Origin of the sequence: Pseudomonas sp. YuFO20 (assembly GCF_035064975.1) — a bacterium.
GTDB lineage: Bacteria > Pseudomonadota > Gammaproteobacteria > Pseudomonadales > Pseudomonadaceae > Aquipseudomonas > Aquipseudomonas putida_AE.
Window position 1 is genome coordinate 1 of record NZ_JAXDEO010000194.1, and the last position, 411, is coordinate 411.

Genomic DNA, 411 nt, shown 5'->3' on the forward strand with positions numbered 1-411 from the left:
CGATAACCTGACGCTGGCCAACGAGCAGGCGATTGCGCGCGAACAGCAGCGCGAGGCGGCAGAGACCGCCGAGCGGCAGCAGCGGAACCTGGAGCAGCAGCAGAAAAAGCAGCGCTGCCTGCGGAGACACTCGAAAGATCCTCACCGCGAGGCGAAGTGTTACACGCACAGCTTCTAACATTAATCGTCCGGGCGCCATCAGCGCCCGGCGTCGTTTAGGCCGGGCGGCAATGCTCCTTCAGCATGGCGATCGCGTCCGGTTTCAGCTGATACAGATAGACCGGGCGGCCGGTGGCGCCGTACAGAATACGGGTGCCGAGAATGCCGCTCTCCGCCAGATAGATGAGGTACTTGCGGCAGGACACCCGCGAAATGCCGATGGCGTTGGCCAGATTGTCGGTGGAAAACTCG

1 pseudogene is annotated in these 411 nt (G+C 62.5%); it reads right to left on the minus strand.

Annotated elements, in window-relative coordinates:
* Positions 1–215: 215 nt before the first annotated feature.
* A pseudogene (locus SOP85_RS31230) lies at positions 216–411 on the minus strand (hypothetical protein); the annotation flags it as partial.